Raw genomic sequence first — 19,399 nt, 5'->3', positions numbered from 1 at the left:
TCTTCAAGGTGGTGCTGCCGCTGATCACCCCCGGCGTCGTCTCGGGCGCGCTCTTCGCCTTCGTCACATCCTTCGACGAGGTCGTCGCCGTCCTCTTCATCGCAGGACCCGAACAGCAGACCATCCCCCGACAGATGTGGAACGGCATCCGCGAAGCCATCAGCCCCGCAATCCTCGCCGTCGCGACAATCCTCGTCATCATCTCGACACTCCTCCTCGCAACCGTCGAAATCCTCAGAAGACGAAGCGAAAAACTCAGAGGCGTGACACCGAGTTGAGCGGTCAGGCGGGCAAACCGGCCTTGGCCAACATGTCGAGGAAAACGCTGTGATGCGGGTCCTGCACATAGCGCGGCATGAAGGCGGGCGAGACCGTGGCAAGGCGCAGATCGGGCCGCTCGCGCAGAATGTCGGCGACGGTCTGCGCGGCCTCGTCCTTCAGGCCAAGCGCTGCGGCGGCGGCGGCACGGACCAGCGCGCCGCGCAGCAGGCCCGGTTTCTCGCGCATGACGCGGCGGGCATTTTCCAGCGCCTCGGCATAGTTTCCGGCGGCGAACTGCGCCACGGCGATGGAATGGTAGCGCCAGAAGCTGACGACATCATCGGCAGTCAGCCGGATCGCCTCGGCGCATTCGGCGATGGCCTCGCTGGCATATCCGAGCAGGGCGTAATGCTCGGCCAGATCGGAATGCAGCGTGGGGTAAAGCGGGTTCAGGCGGATGGCGTAGCGCAGCTCCTCGACGGCGGCTTCGTGCTTGCCGGCATTGCCCAGCGCCCATGCCAGAACGCAGCGGGTAAAGACATCCTCGGGGGCGGCGCGCGCCACGCGGCGGGCCAGTTCGACCGCACGCATCACGTTTTCCGCCGTGCGCCCGATCACCCCCTGCACGAGGCTGCCGGATATCGCCAGTGACAGCATCCGCTGCGCACGCAGGCTTGATGGCGCGATTTCGAGCGCCTCTTCGCACAGGCGGATGGCGTCTTGCAGCGAGCTTGCGGTCAATTCGTAATAGCGCGAATGCGCGCGCAGCACGCGCAGCCGCACGGGGTGGTCATCGACGGGCAGCAGGTCTTGCAAATTCCAGCCCGCCTGCAGCACCTCGAACCGCGTCGAGAGCGCGACCGACTGGCTGACATCGCGCAACAGGTCAAGCAGCGCCCCCGTCGTGCCGCGAAACCGCTCGCCCGAGATATCCTGCCCGGTTTCGGCATTCACGAGGCGGACGATCACCTCGACCTTGCCGCCCTGCTCGATCAGGCTGCCGGTCAGGATGTAATCGGCATAGGGCAGCGGCGCGCCGCTTTCGGGCATGCGGACCGCCGTCACCTCGCGCATGTGGCATAGTTCGATCACGATGGCATCGTGCAACCCGTGCAGAAAGCGGTCTTGGCCCGGATCGGCCGAGAGGTTGGCGAAACGCATCACCCGCACCACGGGTTTGCCCTGCCCGGCTCCCTGCCCGGCTCCGTTTCCGGCACCCACCGGCGAAGGCGTGGCCCCCTGCGGCTCGACGGGCAGACCGTCAAGCACGCGGCGGCGGATGCGTTCGGTTTCGGGGCTGGGGGTGACGCCGTATTCCTGCGCCAGCATCACCTTGCAGCTTTCGTAGACCCGCAAGGCGCGGTCGCGCTGCCGCAAGGCGGCGTGCAACTCCATGCCAAGCTGATAGCTCGACTCGCGCAGCGGATCTATCGCAAGAAGCCGTGGAAAAAGCTGCAAACCCCGGTCGGGCGGCAGGCCACGGACCAATGCGTGCAGGGCCTGCACCACCTGCGCGTCGATCTTTTCGCGCAAGGCGGCGGCCCAGTCCTCGAACACCTGACTGCCCGAGAAGAACCCGTCGAGGAACGGCCCGCCATAAAGCGCATCGACCCGCGCGGGGTCGGTCGCTGTGGCGGTATGGCCCAGCACCTCGCGCGCGTCGCTCGCAAGCAGGCCGGGGGTCAGGGCGATGAATTCGCGGTCGCAATCGAAAAGCTGCAGGCCAAGATCGCCGAGGGTGGCGCGGATCACCGAAAGCGTCTGGCGCAATGACGACCGCGCCTGCCCCGTATCGCGGTCGGGCCAGAGCAGGTCGGCCAGCCGGTCGCGCGTGGCACGCCCCCCGTTTGCCAGCGACAGATAGACCAGAAGCGCAAAGGCCTTGCGCCCAAGACGCGGCAGCGGCTGGCCATGCGCATCCAGAAGCGCCCACTCACCCAAAGTGCGCAGATGGCAAAGATGATGCGAGGAGTCGTCCTTAATCGGCGTCGTCCTTATGTCAGGTAGAAAATGTCGGTAGAAAAGGGGTCGGCAACTAATCTTAAGATGGTTGATCCACCGTCCCCGTCTGTCAACCCTGATGTAAATTCCCAAAGCGCTTTGCGCGGCACGGTTGCAGCCGGCCAAGGGCGATTGCGGTGATTTGACGGAAAAATAACGCGCTGTCCGCGCCGTCATGGCGCGCACCGCCGCTTTCCGCAGCGTCAGCCGAGCGGTCTTCTCACGCAGCGGGTGGCACTGTTTCCCCGTCGGCATCATCCGGCGTGCCTGCAAGCGCGGGCGATTGGGAGGCTATTTTGCGCACATTGGAATTGGTTTCGAACCCCCGCTCCATCCGCTTTGCACCGCGGATCGGCCATCTGAACCCCGAATTTGCCGAGTTCGAGGAAGCCCGACGCGCCGCCGCCGGACCGCCGGTGTCGCGCCCGCGCCAGTCGCATCGCAGGCTGGTCGTGGCCCTTGTCGGGATGGGTCTGCTTGCGGCCCTTGTCTTGGGTCAGGGCTGGGGTCTGGCATGACGCTGCGGCTTGCTGCTGCCCTTCTGGCCCTTGCTGCCCTGACCCCGCGTTCCGCCGCCGCCGATTGCGCCGATGTCGGTCTGGTGCTTGCCATCGACGCGTCGGGCAGCATCGACGCCGTGGAATTCGAGCTTCAGCGTCAGGGCTATTTCGCAGCCCTGACCGCGCAGCCCGTCACCCTTGCCTTTGCCGATGCGGGGACCGTCGAGGTGGCGGCGGTTTTCTGGGGCGACAGTTCCTACAAGCCGCAGGTGGTGAGCTGGCATCGCATTACCTCGGCCGACGACCTGACCGCTTTCGCAAAGGCGATGCTCGAGCTGCCGCGCGAGATTTCGGGCGATACGCATATCGGCACGGGCATCGGTGCCGCCTTGGCGATGTTCGACCTTCCGGGCCATTGCTCCTATCGGCGGGTAATCGACCTGTCCGGCGACGGGCGGGCCTCGGTCGAGCCGCGGCGCGCTTCGGTGATCTCGCTTCCCGCCGCGCGGGCACGGGCAGAACATCAGGGCGTGACGATCAACGCCTTGGCCATCACCAGCGAGGACGAGGGGTTGCCGGACTATTACCGCGACAACCTGATCCTTGGGCCGGACGCCTTTGTCCTGCATGTCGAAGGGCTGGAAACCTTTGGTCAGGCGATGACGCAAAAGCTGATGCGCGAATTGATGTCGGCCCTGCCCGCGCCCCGGCCCGACAGGGGCCGCGGCTAGGGGTCCGGCCCGTCAAGCAACGGGTCGGGCCGCGCCACGGCGGCAAGCCTGTCGTAGTCGGTCACGGTCACATGGGTGCCAGATACGCGCAGACCGTCGGCTTCGAGTTGCCGCAAGGTGCGCGACAGGTTTTCGGGCGTCATCCCCAGATAGGATGCGATCACCCGCTTTTCGACCGGCAAGCCAAAAGCCATATGCGGGGCCGCGCGGCGCAGGTGCTTGACCATATAGGCCGCCACCCTTTCGCGCGAGTTGCGCAGCTTCAGCCCTTTGGCATGGCGCACCACGGCGCGGTAGCATCCGGCAAGTTCCGTGATCGTCGATACCGCAAATTCCGGATCGCGCCGGAACACCGCGCGCAGGTCGGGCGCGGGCACCATGATGATACGCGATTTTTCCAGCGTGCGCGCCGACATGAGGTAGGGCGCATCCTTGATGCAGGCGGCAAGGATGAAGGTGCCGATCGGCTGGACGATGGCCATCGTGCAGGCGCCCTCGCCCCATTCGGCGAAAAGCTCGACCGCGCCTTCGATGACGATATGCAGGAAATCGGCAGGGTCGCCCTGACGGATCAGCTCGACCCCGGCGGGGAAGTTCTGCGCATAAGCGCCCTGCAACAATTGCTCGAAGTTCGACTGGAGCATGTCGCGGAACAGTGGCAGATGCCGGATCTCGGGCAGATCGCTGGGACGCACGGGCGAATCCTTTCAGGGCCTGCCGGACATTGCCGTATGAATTGATAAATGTCAATCGTTCTGCCAACAAAATCACGCTGCTTATTTGATTGATATTTATCAATTATATGACACTGAAGCAGGGATTAAATCCTTCAACTGACGCATATATTTACCATTTTGATTTATATTTAATGCCGTCTTAATATTTAATTGTTTATATACAGACATTTACCTAACACATCCGCCACCGCTCAACCCAAAGGTGCAGATGTCATACGATAATTGATCGAAATCAAGGTAACCTCTCTAAGCGCATGCGATCTGCAAAGCGCGCCAAACGGATTTTGATCAATGTCTCCCGCCAGACTGCTTGCCCTCCTCTCGATCCTTCTTCTTGCGGCCCTGCCCGCGCGGGCCGAGAGCTTCCTGCAAAAGCTGCTGCCCTCGGTTCCGGCGTCGGAACTGGTGCAGGGGGCCGACGGCTTCGGCGCGATCCGCGAGGATATTGCGGCGGCTCCGGTGCTGAAGGCGGGCAGCCAGATCGGCTGGGCCTTCGTCACCTCGGATTTCGTGGGCACCACGGGCTATTCCGGCAAGCCGATCCACACGATGGTCGCCATCGACGATGCGGCCCGCGTGATCGGGGTAAAGCTGGTCAAGCATTCCGAACCCATCGTGCTGATCGGCATCCCCGATGCCAAGGTCAAGGCGATGGTGGCGGGCTATGTCGGCCTCGATCTGGTGGCCGAGGCCGCGTCGGGCGGATCGTCGCATGATGTCGACATCATCTCGGGGGCCACCGTCACCGTGATGGTGATCGACGATTCCATCGTGCGCTCGGGGCTGAAAGTCGCGCGCGCCCTTGGCCTTGGCGGGTTGAAGCCCGAAGCGGCATCGACGGGCCCGGCCTTCGAGATCAACCCCGACACTGCCGCCCCCGCAAGCTGGACCCAGATGGAGGGCGACGGCACACTTCGCCGCCTGTCGCTGGATGTGGGGCAGGTCAACGCCGCCTTTGCGGCGCTGGAAGACAAACGCGCCGCCGAACGCCCGCAACCCGAACCGCCCGAAACCACCTTTGTCGAGATGCAGACCGCCCTCGTCTCGGTTCCGGCCATCGGCAAGGCGGTGCTTGGCGACGAGGAAAACGCCAACCTGCAAGGCTGGCTGCAAAAGGGCGATCAGGCGATCGTCATCGTCGGGCGCGGGATCTACAGCTTCAAAGGCTCGGGCTATGTGCGCGGCGGCATCTTTGATCGGATCGTGCTGATACAGGACGATGTCTCGGTCCGCTTCCGCGACAAGATGCACCGCCGTCTGGTCGCCGTGGCCACCCCCGATGCGCCCGACTTCGCCGAAGCCGATATCTTCAAGATTCCGGCCGACACCGGCTTTGACCCTGCCAAGCCCTTCCGCATCCAGCTTCTGGTGCAGCGGGCGGTGGGGCCGGTCGAGAAGCTGTTCACCACCTTCGACCTTGGCTACCAGCTTCCGGCGCAATACCTGCGTCCCGTGCCGCAAGCCGCCCCGATCGGGGCAACCCCCGCCGAAGCCGTCGCAGCGCGTGAGGAAACCTCGGCCCAATCCGACCTTTGGAAGAAGATCTGGCTCGGGTCCAAGCTGGAAATCGGCGTCTTGGCGGCGATGCTGCTGGTGCTGACCGGGGTGTTCTTCTTTCAGGGTTTCGCCACGCGGAACGAGCGCGCCTTCTTCTGGTTCCGCATGTCTTACCTGACCGTGACGCTGGTGTTCCTTGGCTGGTACGCCAATGCGCAACTGTCGGTCGTGAACCTGATGGCGCTGTTCGGCGCGCTGGTGTCGGGCTTTTCGTGGCAGGCGTTTCTGCTTGATCCGCTGACCTTCATCCTGTGGTTCGCGCTGGCCGCCGCGCTGCTGTTCTGGGGGCGCGGGGCCTATTGCGGCTGGCTTTGCCCCTTTGGCGCGTTGCAGGAACTGACCAACCGCATCGCCCGCGCGCTGCACGTTCCGCAATGGACCCTGCCCTGGGGCCTGCATGAACGGCTGTGGCCGGTGAAATACATGATCTTCCTTGGCCTCTTCGGCGCAAGCCTGATGAGCATCGAGCAGGCCGAACATCTGGCCGAGGTCGAACCCTTCAAAACCGCGATCATCCTGAAATTCGTCCGCGCATGGCCCTTTGTCGTCTATGTGGTGGGCCTGTTGATGGCGGGGCTGTTCGTCGAACGCTTCTACTGCCGCTACCTCTGCCCGCTGGGTGCGGCGCTGGCGATCCCTGCCCGCCTGCGCATGTTCGACTGGCTCAAGCGCTACCACGAATGCGGCAACCCCTGTCAGACCTGCGCGCATCAATGCCCCGTCCAGGCGATCCACCCCACGGGCGAGATCAACCCCAACGAATGCATCGACTGCCTGCACTGCCAGGTTCTGTACCAGTCCAAGACCACCTGCCCCGTGGTCATCAAGAAACTCAAACGGCGCGAGACGGCGGGGGTCCCCGACCTGAAGCCGATCCCGCGCAACCATCCCAACGCAAAACCTGTTTCCAACTGAAAGGACACATCATGTCAGAGGAAAACAAGACCGGAATCTCGCGGCGCAGCCTGCTCGGCGCGACCGCCGGCGGGGCAGCCCTTGCCGGCACCCTCGGCGGACGTCTGGCGCTTGGGTCGGGCACAGCCGGCCTCGCGGGGCTTGCCGCGGCCAGCCGCGCCGCCGCCGCCGAAGGCGGGTTCGAGGTGAACCCCGGGATGCTCGACGAATATTACGGCTTCTGGTCCTCGGGCCAGACGGGCGAGATGCGGATTCTCGGCATCCCGTCGATGCGCGAATTGATGCGCGTTCCGGTGTTCAACCGCTGCTCGGCCACGGGCTGGGGGTCGACCAACGAATCCATCCGCATCCACCAGCGGACCATGACCGAAAAGACCAAGAAGCTGCTCGCCGCCAACGGCAAGAAGGTGCATGACAACGGCGACCTGCACCACGTGCATATGTCGATGACCGAAGGCAAATACGACGGTCGCTTCCTGTTCATGAACGACAAGGCCAACACCCGCGTCGCCCGCGTGCGCGGCGATGTGATGAAATGCGATGCCATCCTCGAAATCCCGAACGCCAAGGGCATCCACGGCATGCGCCCGCAGAAATGGCCGCGCACCAACTACGTCTTCTGCAACGGCGAGGATGAAGCCCCGCTCGTCAATGACGGCACCACGATGCAGGACGTGTCGACCTATGTGAACGTCTTTACCGCCGTCGACGCCGACAAGTGGGACGTGGCATGGCAGGTGCTGGTCTCGGGCAACCTCGACAACACCGATGCCGATTACGAAGGCAAATGGGCCTTCTCGACCAGCTACAACTCGGAAATGGGGATGAACCTTGCCGATATGACAGCATCAGAGATGGACCATGTGGTCGTCTTCAACATCGCCGAGATCGAAAAGGGCATCGCGGCGGGCGACTTCCAAGAGGTCAACGGCGTCAAGGTGATCGACGGGCGCAAGGGCCAGAACAAGAAATACACCCGTTACATCCCCGTGGCGAACAACCCCCACGGCTGCAACATGGCCCCCGACAAGAAGCACCTTTGCATCGGCGGCAAGCTGTCGCCCACGGTCACGGTGATCGACGTGACCAAGCTGGAAACCATCTTCGACACCGATGCCGATCCGCGTTCGGTCGTGGTGGCGGAACCGGAACTGGGCCTCGGGCCGCTGCACAATGCCTTTGACGGGCAGGGCAACGTCTTTACCTCGCTCTTCCTCGACAGCCAGGTGGTGAAGTGGAACCTTGAAAAGGCCATTGCCGCCTATAACGGCGAAAAGGTCGATCCGATCCTTGACAAGGTCGATGTGCAATACCAGCCCGGCCACCTGAAAACCTCGATGGGCGAGACGCTGGAGGCCGATGGCAAATGGCTGGTCTGCCTGTGCAAATTCAGCAAGGACCGGTTCCTGAACGTAGGCCCGCTGAAACCCGAGAACGACCAGCTCATCGACATTTCGGGCGACAAGATGAAGGTCTTGCACGATGGCCCGAACTTTGCCGAACCGCATGACGCGATTGCCGTCCATGCCTCGAAGCTGACGAACATCAAATCGGTCTGGGACCGTCAGGACGCGATGTGGGCCGAAACCCGCAAGCAGGCCGAGGCCGATGGCATCAACCTTGACGACTGGCAGGATACCGTCATCCGCGACAAGGACGACCCGACAAAGGTGCGCGTCTACATGTCGTCGCAAGCGCCCAACTACGCGCTCGAATCCTTCACCGTGAAGGAAGGCGACGAGGTGACGGTGATCGTGACCAACCTCGACGACATCGACGACCTGACCCACGGCTTCACCATGGGCAACCACGGCGTCGCGATGGAGATCGGGCCGCAGGCAACCTCGTCGGTCACCTTCGTCGCGGCGGCGGCGGGCGTCTACTGGTACTACTGCCAGTGGTTCTGCCACGCCCTGCACATGGAAATGCGCGGCCGCATGTTCGTCGAACCGAAGGCCGCCTGACCATGCGCGTCCTGCCCCTGATCCTGACGCTGCTCGCAACGCCGCTTCTGGCGGCGGAACGCGATGTCGCGCCGGGGGCAGGCACGCTGGCCGCAGCCATCGCCGGAGCGTCCCCCGGCGATGTGCTGCGGCTGACTGCCGGGGCCTATCTTGGCCCCGTCACCATCGACCGTTCCCTTACGCTGCAAGGTCCCGCAACCGCCGTCATCGACGGGCAGGGCAAGGGAACGGTTGTCACCATCACCGCCGACGATGTGATCCTGCGCGGGCTGACCGTCACCGGATCGGGGTCGCAGAACCAGAACCTCGACGCCGGGGTAAAGATCGTCAAAGGGGCCGACCGCGCGCTGGTCGAGGCCAACACCCTGACGGGCAACATGCATGGCATCGACATTCACGGCGGCCATGACGCCGTGGTGCGCGGCAACACCATCATCGGCCGCCAGAACCTGCACATGATCGAACGCGGCAACGGCATCTACGTCTGGAACGCGCCCGGCGCGCTGGTCGAAGGCAATTCCATCCGCTACGGGCGCGACGGCATCTTCTCCAACGCCTCGCGCAAGGGAACCTACAGGGACAACCTGTTCCGCGACCTGCGCTTTGCCGTCCACTACATGTACACCAACGACTCGACGGTCAGCGGCAACGTGTCGATCGGCAACCACCTCGGCTTTGCGATCATGTTTTCGGACCGCGTGGTGGTGAAGGACAACATGTCCCTGAACGACCGCGACCACGGGCTGATGCTGAACTACGCCACCAGCGCCGATGTGTCCGGCAACCTTGTGCGCGGGGGGCAGAAGAAATGCCTTTTCATCTACAACGCCCACAAGAACCTGATCTTCGACAACCGCTTTCAGGGCTGTGGCATCGGCATCCACTTTACCGCCGGATCGGAACGCAACGTGCTGACGGGCAACGCCTTCGTCGGCAACCGGATGCAGGTGAAATACGTTGGCACCCGCCAAATGGAATGGAGCCACGAGGGCCGTGGCAACTACTGGTCCGACCATCCGGCCTTTGACCTGAACGGCGACGGCATCGCCGATGGCGTATTCCGCCCCAATGACATGATGGACCAGATCCTCTGGTCGCAACCCGCCGCCGCGCTGCTGATCGGCGCGCCCGCCGTACAGCTGATCCGCTGGAGCCAATCCAGCTTTCCCGCAACGCTTCCGGGCGGGGTGGTCGACAGCTTTCCGCTGATGGCACCGCCCGAGATCGCCGTCCCGTCCGACATCGCAGGCTACGAGGCCGAAACCAAAGGTCGCTGGCCGCAAGGAAACATCTATGACACCGACTCTGACGATCTCGAAACTCAATAAGCGCTTCGATGGCGTCGCGGCCCTGACCGAGGTGTCCTTCCGCATCGCCGCGGGCGAGCGCGTGGCGCTTCTGGGCCATAACGGGGCCGGCAAGTCGACGATGATGAAGATCATCCTTGGCCTCATCCCCGCCACCTCGGGCGAGATCGAGATCTGCGGCGCGGCCCCCGGTTCGGCGCAGGCGCGCGCGCATGTCGCCTATCTGCCCGAGAACGTGGCCTTTCACCCCGCGCTGACCGGGCTTGAACAGTTGGGCCATTACCTGCGCCTGCGCGGGGAAAGTGCCGGTCTTGCGCCCGCGCTGCTGGATCGCGTGGGCCTTGGCCATGCCGCCAAGCGCCGGATCGGCACCTATTCGAAGGGGATGCGCCAGCGCGTCGGGCTGGCGCAGGCGCTGATCGGCCACCCCCGCCTTCTGGTGCTGGACGAGCCGACTTCCGGCCTCGACCCCGTGTCGCGGCGCGATTTCTACGCGCTGCTCGACGAATTGGCGGCGACCGGGGCGTCGATCCTGCTGTCGTCGCACGCCCTGACCGAGGTCGAGGCGCGGACCGACCGTATCCTGATCCTGTCCAAGGGGCGGATGGTCGCGACAGGCAGCCTTGCCGCCTTGCGCACGGCCGCCGACCTGCCGGTATCGGTGCATGTCACGGCGATCAACGGCTATGCCGCCGACATCGCCGCAGCCCTGCCGGGGTCGATCTTCGTGCAGGGCGAATTGCGGCTGACCTGCCGCCCCGAAGAGAAGCTGGCGCTTCTGGCCCGCATCACCGACCTGCGGCCCAAACTGGCCGATGTGGAAATCGTGCCGCCCAGCCTTGAAGACATCTACAGCCACTACAGCAAAAGGGACGGTCAATGACGCCGCGCCGCATCCTTGCCACCGCAAGCACCGAATTCCGCATCGCGCTGCGCAACCGCTGGGTTGCCATCGCCGTCGCGCTGATGGTGGTGTTCTCGCTGGTCCTTTCCGCCGCCGGAGCCGCGCCGAGCGGGGCCTCGGGCGTCGACCGCCTTTCGGTGACGGTGGCCTCGCTCACCTCGCTTGCCGTCTACCTTGTGCCGCTGGTGGCGCTGCTCATGTCCTTTGACGCCGTGGCCGGAGAGGTGGAGCGCGGCACGCTTTCCTTGCTGCTGACCTATCCCGTCTCGCGGGCCGAGGTGCTGACGGGCAAGCTGGTCGCGCATCTGGGCGTGCTGGCGATCGCGGTGGCCGCGGGCTACGGATCGGCCGCCGCCGCGGCGATGGCCACCGATCCCGAAGCGGTGCAGGGCCTGTCGGCGCTGTGGCGGCTGACATGGACCTCGGTCCTTCTGGGGGCAACCTTTCTGGGCGCGGGCTATGCGCTTTCGGCCCTGAGCCGCCGCCCCTCGGGTGCTGCGGGGCTTGCCGTCGGGCTGTGGCTTGGGCTGGTCGTTCTGTATGATCTTGGCCTGCTTGCAGGGGTCGTCGCCGATGACGGGGGCGCCTTTTCGACCGAACTTTTCCCCAAGCTGCTGCTCGCCAATCCTGCCGATGCCTTCCGTCTCTACAACCTCGGCTCGTCGCAGGCCGCTGCCGCCGCCTCGGGCGTGGGCGGGGCCGCGGCGACCATTCCCGTCTGGCAATCGGCGCTTTCGATCTTCCTCTGGCCCGTCGTCGCACTGGGCTTTGCCGTCACCGCCTTCCGCAAGGTCACACCATGAAAAAGCTTCTCCTCCTCGCCCTCCTTCTTGGCGCCTGCCGCGAGGAAGCGGCACAGGCCGTCGATCCGGTGGCGCTGACCGCCGATGCCATCGACCATTACTGCCAGATGAACGTGACCGAACATTCCGGTCCCAAAGGGCAGGTGCATCTTGAGGGTCTGCCGCAAGCGCCCCTGTTCTTTGCCCAGATCCGCGACACCATCGCCTATGCGCGGATGCCGGAACAGACGCACCGCATCCTTGCCATCTGGGTCAATGACATGGGGGCAACCGGAGCCACATGGGACGATCCCGGCGCGGAAAACTGGATCGACGCACAGACCGCGTTCTACGTCATCGGCTCGTCGCGGATGGGCGGCATGGGCGCGCCGGAACTGGTGCCGTTCTCCGACCCCGCCAAGGCCGCAGCCTTTGCCGCCACCAACGGCGGCAAGGTGGTGACCTTGGCCGATGTGCCCGACAGCGCCGTGATCGCCCCCGACGAACCCGAGGCGACGCTGGCCGAGGATGAAGACTACCAGACACGGCTGAAAGCCCTGTCGCACCACCACACGGGGGGCTGACGCCATGACGACCCGCCGCCGCTTCCTGATGATCGCCGCCGCCGCGATGGCGACGGGCGCCACGACCCGCGCTACACCCTATGTCTGGCACGGCTCGGCCCTCGGCGCGCGCGCCACGATCCGCCTGACCCATCCCGATGCCGCCGAAATCACCGCCCGCATGGCGGCCGAAATCGACCGGCTCGAGGATGTGTTCAGCCTGTATCGCGCAGGCTCGTCGCTTGGCCTTCTGAACGCGGAGGGGCGTCTTGACGCGCCCCCCTTCGAATTGCTCGAATGCCTGTCGCTGTCCGGCAGCGTGCATGGGGCCACGGGCGGGCTGTTCGACCCGACCGTGCAGCGCCTGTGGCAGGCCCATGCCACCGCCGCCGTCGCGGGGCGCGGGCTGACCGGCGCCGAACGCCAAGCCGCGCTGGCGCTGACGGGCTGGGACGGGGTGACGCTGGACGAAACCGCCATCACCCTGCGCCCCGGCATGGCGCTGACACTGAACGGCATCGCCCAAGGCTACATCGCCGACCGCGTGGCCGCCCTGCTGACCGCCGAGGGGCTGACCGACATCCTGATCGACACGGGCGAATTGCGCGCGCTTGGCGGCCGGCCGCAGGGCGGAGACTGGCCTGTCACGCTGGTCCCCGAAGGCCGCAAGCTCGGCCTTGCGAACCGTGCGCTCGCCACATCGGCCCCGCTGGGCACGGTGTTCGACGCGGCGGGCAAGGTCGGCCATATCCTGAACCCCGCCACGGGCGAACCCGCCCCCGCTGTCTGGCAGGCCATCTCGGTTTCCGCGCCTTCGGCGGGTCTGGCCGATGCGCTGTCGACCGCCGCCTGCCTGATGCCGGCCCGTGCCGCGATCGAAGCCGCCCTTACCCGTTTTCCGCAAACGCGGCTCGAAGCCGCCCTTCCCGTCTGAAAGGATGATCCATGAAACCCCTGCTGACTGCGGCGCTTCTTGCGCTTGCAACCCTGCCCGCCCATGCCGGTGACGCCGCCAAGGGCGAGGCGGATTTCAAGAAATGCCGCGCCTGCCATTCGGCCATCGCCCCCGATGGCACCGCCGTGCAAAAGGGCGGCAAGACCGCGCCCAACCTGTTCGGCGTTCTGGGCCGCGCCGTCGCCTCGACCGACTTCGCCTATGGCGAATCGATCAAGGCCGTCGGAGCCAAGGGCCTTGTCTGGGACGAGGCCCTGCTGACCGCCTATATCACCGACCCGACAGCATGGCTCAAGGAACAGACGGGCGACGCGGCGGCCAAGGCGAAGATGACCTTCAAGCTGTCAAAAGGGGCCGAGGATATGGCCGCCTATCTTGCGACGCTGAAGTGATGCAAGCGGGCGCGGGCGATCCCCGCGCCCCTATCTCGGGCCGATGTGCTTGGCGATCTCGACGAAGGCCCGCACCTGATTTGACCGGTTCGACCGCTTCCAGACCAGAATGGTCCGGTTGCGGAATGCGGGGTGCATGATCTGGCGCACCTCGACCGTGCGGCCCAGAAATCCGATCAGGCTTTCGGGATAGATGGTCACCCCCAGACCCGCCGCCACCAGACCGATCAGCGCAAGCGTGTTCGACGCCTCGAGCGTCACTTTCAACGCCACCCCTTCGGCGCTGAACAGGTCGTTCAGCCGCCAGCGGTATTCGTCCCATTCGCGCATGTCGCCCAGAATCATGTCCTGCCCGATCAGGTCCTGCGGGGTGATGTTGGGCTGCAAAAGCAGCGGATGGCTGCGCGGCGTCACCACGTAAAGCGGCTCTGACGACAGCGGGACCGAATGGTAATCGGGGTGGTCGAAGGGGCCGATCATATAGCCAAGGTCGATCTCGTCATTGGCCAGCGCGATCTTTTGTCCCTGCGTGCGGATATAGCTCAGCCGCATGTCCACATGCGGATGCACCTGCCGGAAACGGGCCACGGCGGCGGGCATCAACTCGGTCGCGGCAAAGGCCATATAGGCCACCCGCAACTGCCCCGCCTTGCCCTCGGCGATACGGCGGGCGGCCTGCACCGACTCTTCGTAGCGGCGCATCAGATGGGCGTTGTCCTCGTAGAAACTGCGGCCCGCCTGCGTCAACGACACCTCGCGCGTGGACCGCTCGAGCAGGCGGAAGCCCAGCAGATGTTCAAGCTTCTGGATCCGCCGCGTCAGGGCCGACTGGTCCAGATGCAGCCGTTCGGCGCTGCGGCGGAAGTTCAGCTCCTCGGCCAGCACAAGAAAGGATTGCACCGTATCAAGCCCCGCCAGTTCCCGCATGCGCCGCCCGCCCCCACTGATGCGCCTGATGCATCAATATTTGCCCATATGCCATTTCACAGCAAGCCGTCCTTTCGCGATCATCCCCGACAGAGCGGCATTTCCCAACACATACAGGGAAAGACACAGGCTCGCATCGCAAGGCCGGGCATGGCGCCCGCCGCATCAACGACAGGAGAATACGCCATGAGCGACGTCGACACCAAGGAACTGGACCGCCTGCTGCAAGCCGCCTTCGACACGGCAAGCAAACTTTACCAAGCCCGTGGCTTCCAGCGCCGCGTCGGCTTTGGCAAGCGCCCCGCGCTGGTCAGCGTCGACCTTGCCAACGCCTGGACCCGCCCCGGCAACCCCTTCACCTGCGATCAGGAGAAGATGGACAACGAGATCATCCCCGGCATGCAGGCGCTGCTGAAAGCCTTCCGCGCCGCGCATCTGCCGGTGATCCACGTGACCACCGCCTATGAAATCACCGACCGCAACGCCGATTTCACCGACATGGGCCTGTGGCACAACAAGATCCCCGTCGATGTCGTGAACCTGAAGGACAAGGACCTCTGGGCCATCGACAGCCGCATCGCCCCGATCGAGGGCGAATACACGCTGCTGAAGAAACGCGCCTCGGCCTTCCACGGCACGGAACTGGCCGGCATCCTGCGCGCCAACAACGTGGACACCATCCTCGTGACCGGCGTCACCGCCTGCGCCTGCGTGCGCCAGACCATCTGTGACGGCCTTGCCGACGGTTTCCGCCCCATCGCGGTGAAAGAAGCCATCGGCGACCGCGTCCCTGGTGCCGTGGCGTGGAACCTCTTCGACATCGACGCCAAGTTCGGCGACGTCGAAACGGTCGAGACCTGCGTGAACTACGTCAACGGCCTTGCCGCGAAGAAGATCGCCGCCGAGTGACCTGACCAAAGCGCCAGACCCGCATGCGGCGGGTCTGGCCGATCACCGCCCGCCAGAGGCGGAAGCCAGCCACAGCAGGAGAGAGATCATGGCCAGAATTGGCGTCGACGTCGGGGGGACGAACACCGATCTCGTCCTCGAATGCACCAAGGGGGTCTTTTACCACAAGGTTCCCACCACGCTGAAGAACCAGTCCATCGGGGTCGTCCAAGGCGTGCAGGGCATCTGCACCATGGCGGGCATCGATCCGGCCGAGGTGGACGTGATCGTCCACGGCACCACCACGGCGACCAACATCACCATCGAACACAACGGTTCGGAATGCGGGATGATCACGACCGAAGGGTTCCGCGACATCCTGCACATCGGCCGCCACAAGCGGCCCTATAATTTCTCGCTGCATTTCGACGTGCCGTGGCAAAGCCAACCGCTCGTCAAGCGCCGCAACCGCATTGCGGTGCGCGAACGCATCCTTCCCCCCACGGGCCAGATCGAAACCCCGCTCGACGAACAGGCCGTGCGCGATGCCTGCGCCGTGTTCCGCAAACGCGGCATCAACTCGGTCGTGATCGGTTTCATGTTCGCCTTCCTGAACGACACGCATGAACGCCGCGCCAAGGAAATCGTGCTCGAGGAAATGCCCGACGCCTATGTCACGCTTTCCTCGGAAGTGGCCAATGTGATGCGCGAATACGAGCGTTTCTCGACCGCCGCGATGAACTGCTACGTCGGCCCGAAGACCGCCTTCTACCTGCGCGACCTCGACGCCCGCCTGCGCGAGGCGGGCGTGATGTCGAAACTGCGCATCATGCAATCGAATGGCGGCGTCTCGACCGTCGAAGCCTGTGCCAAGCGGCCGATCCGTATCCTGATGTCCGGCCCTGCGGGCGGTGTCATCGGCGGCGCGTCCGAAGGCGGCATGGCGGGTGTGGCCAACATCATCACCGTCGACATCGGCGGCACCTCGGCCGACATTTCCACCATTCCGGCGGGCGAGGTGAAGATCATGAACCCGCGCGACACCTATGTGTCGGGCCATCCGGTGCTGACGCCGATGATCGATCTTGTCACCATCGGCGCGGGCGGCGGATCGGTCGCCTTCATCGACGAGGCGGGTGCCTTCCATGTCGGACCCCGCTCGGCGGGTTCCGAGCCGGGGCCGGCCTGCTACGGGCGCGGCGGGGTGGAACCCACCGTGACCGACGCGCAGATCGTGCTGGGACGCCTTGACCCCGACATGGCGCTTGGCGGCGACCTGAAACTCGACGCCAGCCTGTCCCACAAGGCCATCGAAGAAAAGATCGCCCGCCCGCTGGGCATGACGGTCAAGCAAGCCGCGCTTGGCATCATCAAGATCATCAACAACAACATGGCCCTGGCGATCCGCTCGAACTCGGTCGCGCGCGGCGTCGACCCGCGCGAGTTCTCGATCATGCCCTTTGGCGGCGCGGGCCCCCTGCACGGCGTGGCACTGGCCGAGGCGATGTCCTGCCGCGATGTGATCGTGCCCGTGGCACCCGGCATCACCGCTGCCGTCGGACTGCTGAAAACCGATCTGCAATACGAACATACCGAAGCGGTGATCGTTGAATTGAACAAGGCAGGGCCTGCCGAATTCGCCCGCATCAACGCCGCCGTCTCGGTGCTGCGCGCGCGTGTGGCCGAAGAACTCGACAGCGACGGCATCCCGCGCGACCAGCAGCGCCTGACGGTCCTTGCCGAATGCCGCTACCACGGCCAGGGGTTCGAACTGCGCGCCGACATGCCCGAAGGAGAGGTCACGGCGGCCAATGTGAAAACCATCGCCGACAGTTTCCACGACCAGCACCAGCAAGACTATGGCTACAGCTACCGCGACGCCGAGGTGGAATTGATCACCCTGCGCGTCATCGGCTCGGCCTCGGTCCGGCGGATCGAGATTCCGACGATTGCCAAGACCGACGGGTCAAGCATCGACCGCGCGCTGATGTTCGTGCGCCCGACCACCTTTGACGATGGCCGCACGCTGGAAACCCCGCGCTACGACCGCACCAAACTTTATGCAGGCGACCGCGTGCCCGGCCCTGCCCTGCTGCACCAGCACAACGCGACGACGCTGGTTCCGCCCGGCTACGTGGCCGAAACGCTCGACTACGGCAACACCCGCATCCGTGCCATCGGCGCATAAGGAGGACGACAGATGAACCTGATTTCCCCGACCGCCGTCACCGTCGATCCGATCACGCTGCAAGTGATCCGCGGCAGTTTCGAGACCATCGCCGAAGAGATGGGCCACGTGCTTTACCGCATGTCCTTTTCTTCGATCATCCGCGAAAGCCAGGACCTTGGCGCGGGCCTGTTCGACGTGAACTTCAACACCCTGTGCGAGTCGGAATCCACCCCGATGCACATCGGCTCGATCCCCGCCTATCTGCGCGGAATCGACCAGACGCTGGAAGACGGCGAGTGGTATGAAGGCGACGTGGTGGTTCACAACCACCCCTATTACGGATCAAGCCATACGCCCGACCTCGCCATCGTCGTGCCGGTCTTCTATCAGGGGCGGCTTGTCGGCTTTGCCGGAAACACCGCCCACCATGTCGACATCGGCGCGGCGACGCCGGGGCTTATCATCGACGTGCCAGACGTCTTTGCCGAAGGCATGCTCTTTGCCGGAACCAAGCTTTACCGCAAGGGCCAGCCCAACAACGCGATGTGGAACTACATCCGCCGCAACAGCCGCGCGGCGGGGCAGTTGGTGATGGACATCGAGGCGCAGGTCGCCTCGGCCCGGCTGGGGGCGAAACGCTTCGTCGAGCTTCTGGAAAAATACGGCGAAGACATGGTTTTCGCCGCAGCCGACCAGCTGATGGACTATGCCGAGCGCATGACCCGCCAGCGCATCAGCGAAATTCCCGATGGCGATTACACCGCCGAGGGCTGGCTGGACGACGATGGCCGCAACCGTGACCAGCGGCTGAAGGTCAAGGTCACCATCCGCGTCCGCGGGGACGAGGTCGAGGTCGATCTGACAGGTTCGGCCGACCAGACGCCCACGGCCTATAACGTGCCCTTCGAAGGCTCGACCAAGGTTGCGGCCTATGCGGGTTTCCGCAAACTCCTGCTCGACGCCGCCACGTCGGACCTGCGCGTGCCGTCGAACGAAGGGTCTTTCCGCCCGATCAAGGTGACGGCGCCCTTGGGCTCGATCTTCAACCCGCGCGCGCCCGCCTCGGCCGAAGCGCGCTTTACCCAGTGCAACCGGATGATCGACCTGATCATCCGTGCCCTTGCCCCCGTCATGCCCGACCGCGTGATTGCGGGTTCTTCCGCCTCGATCAGCTTCGCGGCCTATTCGGGGCTGCGGCCTTCGGGCGATTACTGGGTATTTCTGGAAGTGAACGAGGGCGCATATGGCGGACGCCCGCGCTCGGACGGGCCGGACAGCATCGACAACCTGATGGCCAACACGCGCAACAACCCGCTCGAAGATCTTGCGATGCATATCCCGATGATCTGCGACCGCTATGAATTGCGCGACGACATGCCCCCCGGCGCGGGCGAATTCCGTGGCGGGATCGGCGTGGTCAAATCGCAGCGCGTGCTGACGCCCGCTTTCATCACGCACGAATCCGAACGCCACCACGACGCGCCCTGGGGCATCTTTGGCGGGCATGACGGGGCGGTGGGGCGCTGCACCATCACCAGCCCCGACCGTCCCGGCGAAGAACGCGAGATGTATTCCAAGTTCTCGGGCCTGTCGGTCGCGGCCAATGACGTGATGACCTATTACAGCCCCAACGGCGGCGGCTATGGCGACCCGCTGAACCGCCCGCCCGTCAAGGTGCTGGAAGATGTGCTGGACGGGTTTTGCAGCGTCGACCACGCCCGCACGGTCTACGGCGTTGCCGTCAACCTCGACAGCGAAACCGTCGATATGGCGGCAACCGAAAAGCTGCGGCAAGCGTTGCGCAGGACCTGACCGCCGATTGACCCCTGCGGCGCCTCCCCGCGC

The 19,399-nt window shown here is 64.7% G+C and carries 17 protein-coding genes; 14 read left to right on the top strand and 3 right to left on the bottom strand.

Going from position 1 to position 19,399, the window contains the following annotated elements; translation table 11 throughout:
* Positions 1–278 (top strand): ABC transporter permease (locus H7F16_RS13435; protein ID WP_185798111.1); only part of this gene is annotated, 278 nt, incomplete at its 5' end.
* A gap of 4 nt (positions 279–282) precedes the next feature.
* Here H7F16_RS13435 and H7F16_RS13430 read toward each other — a convergent pair.
* Positions 283–2,202 (bottom strand): BTAD domain-containing putative transcriptional regulator, encoded by a 1,920-nt coding sequence (locus tag H7F16_RS13430; protein WP_185798110.1) that lies wholly within the window; start codon positions 2,200–2,202, stop codon positions 283–285.
* Between the two features lie 371 nt (positions 2,203–2,573).
* Between H7F16_RS13430 and H7F16_RS13425 the strand changes: the two genes are divergently transcribed.
* Positions 2,574–2,780 (top strand): hypothetical protein, encoded by a 207-nt coding sequence (locus H7F16_RS13425; RefSeq protein ID WP_185798109.1) that lies wholly within the window; start codon positions 2,574–2,576, stop codon positions 2,778–2,780.
* The gene (locus H7F16_RS13420) at positions 2,777–3,493 is read left to right on the top strand and encodes a DUF1194 domain-containing protein (RefSeq protein ID WP_185798108.1); all 717 of its coding nucleotides are present in this window, start codon (positions 2,777–2,779) and stop codon (positions 3,491–3,493) included. The genes H7F16_RS13425 and H7F16_RS13420 overlap by 4 nt, the downstream gene beginning before the upstream one ends.
* Here the strand turns inward: H7F16_RS13420 and H7F16_RS13415 are convergent.
* Entirely contained in the window at positions 3,490–4,188 is a 699-nt protein-coding gene (locus H7F16_RS13415; protein ID WP_185798107.1) for a helix-turn-helix domain-containing protein, read from the bottom strand. The genes H7F16_RS13420 and H7F16_RS13415 overlap by 4 nt on opposite strands.
* 333 nt (positions 4,189–4,521) lie before the next feature.
* Here H7F16_RS13415 and H7F16_RS13410 point away from each other — a divergent pair, with 333 nt between their 5' ends.
* Genes H7F16_RS13410 through H7F16_RS13375 form a run of 8 tightly spaced genes read left to right on the top strand, consistent with a single transcriptional unit; the run spans position 4,522 to position 13,569 of the window.
* Positions 4,522–6,702, top strand: coding sequence for a NosR/NirI family protein (locus H7F16_RS13410; protein WP_185798106.1), 2,181 nt, complete (start codon positions 4,522–4,524; stop codon positions 6,700–6,702).
* Between the two features lie 11 nt (positions 6,703–6,713).
* Positions 6,714–8,666 carry a TAT-dependent nitrous-oxide reductase gene (nosZ, locus tag H7F16_RS13405; protein ID WP_185798105.1) on the top strand — a complete coding sequence of 651 codons (1,953 nt, stop codon included), beginning with the start codon at positions 6,714–6,716 and terminating at the stop codon, positions 8,664–8,666.
* 2 nt (positions 8,667–8,668) lie between these two features.
* Positions 8,669–9,994, top strand: a complete 1,326-nt coding sequence (locus H7F16_RS13400) for a nitrous oxide reductase family maturation protein NosD (RefSeq protein WP_185798104.1) — start codon at positions 8,669–8,671, stop codon at positions 9,992–9,994.
* Positions 9,960–10,856, top strand: coding sequence for an ABC transporter ATP-binding protein (locus H7F16_RS13395; protein WP_185798103.1), 897 nt, complete (start codon positions 9,960–9,962; stop codon positions 10,854–10,856). Before H7F16_RS13400 ends, H7F16_RS13395 begins: the two co-directional genes overlap by 35 nt.
* Entirely contained in the window at positions 10,853–11,680 is an 828-nt protein-coding gene (locus tag H7F16_RS13390) for an ABC transporter permease (RefSeq protein ID WP_185798102.1), read from the top strand. Before H7F16_RS13395 ends, H7F16_RS13390 begins: the two co-directional genes overlap by 4 nt.
* Positions 11,677–12,243 carry a nitrous oxide reductase accessory protein NosL gene (locus H7F16_RS13385; RefSeq protein WP_185798101.1) on the top strand — a complete coding sequence of 189 codons (567 nt, stop codon included), beginning with the start codon at positions 11,677–11,679 and terminating at the stop codon, positions 12,241–12,243. Before H7F16_RS13390 ends, H7F16_RS13385 begins: the two co-directional genes overlap by 4 nt.
* Positions 12,244–12,247: 4 nt before the next feature.
* Positions 12,248–13,156, top strand: coding sequence for an FAD:protein FMN transferase (locus H7F16_RS13380; RefSeq protein WP_185798100.1), 909 nt, complete (start codon positions 12,248–12,250; stop codon positions 13,154–13,156).
* Between the two features lie 11 nt (positions 13,157–13,167).
* Complete coding sequence (locus H7F16_RS13375) at positions 13,168–13,569, top strand: c-type cytochrome (protein ID WP_185798099.1); 402 nt, start codon at positions 13,168–13,170, stop codon at positions 13,567–13,569.
* Positions 13,570–13,599: 30 nt separating this feature from the next.
* Here the strand turns inward: H7F16_RS13375 and H7F16_RS13370 are convergent, their stop codons facing one another.
* Positions 13,600–14,496: a LysR family transcriptional regulator gene (locus H7F16_RS13370; RefSeq protein WP_185798098.1), complete on the bottom strand. Its 897-nt coding sequence runs from the start codon at positions 14,494–14,496 to the stop codon at positions 13,600–13,602.
* 186 nt (positions 14,497–14,682) lie between these two features.
* Here H7F16_RS13370 and H7F16_RS13365 point away from each other — a divergent pair, with 186 nt between their 5' ends.
* From H7F16_RS13365 to H7F16_RS13355, 3 genes are all read left to right on the top strand, one after another.
* Entirely contained in the window at positions 14,683–15,405 is a 723-nt protein-coding gene (locus tag H7F16_RS13365; protein WP_185798097.1) for an isochorismatase family protein, read from the top strand.
* A gap of 88 nt (positions 15,406–15,493) precedes the next feature.
* Positions 15,494–17,572 (top strand): hydantoinase/oxoprolinase family protein, encoded by a 2,079-nt coding sequence (locus H7F16_RS13360; RefSeq protein ID WP_185798096.1) that lies wholly within the window; start codon positions 15,494–15,496, stop codon positions 17,570–17,572.
* Positions 17,573–17,584: 12 nt separating this feature from the next.
* Complete coding sequence (locus H7F16_RS13355; RefSeq protein WP_185798095.1) at positions 17,585–19,366, top strand: hydantoinase B/oxoprolinase family protein; 1,782 nt, start codon at positions 17,585–17,587, stop codon at positions 19,364–19,366.
* Positions 19,367–19,399: the final 33 nt, after the last annotated feature.

The organism is Paragemmobacter straminiformis (assembly GCF_014243445.1).
GTDB classification, from domain to species: Bacteria; Pseudomonadota; Alphaproteobacteria; order Rhodobacterales; family Rhodobacteraceae; genus Paragemmobacter; species Paragemmobacter straminiformis.
This window is presented reverse-complemented; position numbering and strand designations above follow the sequence as displayed.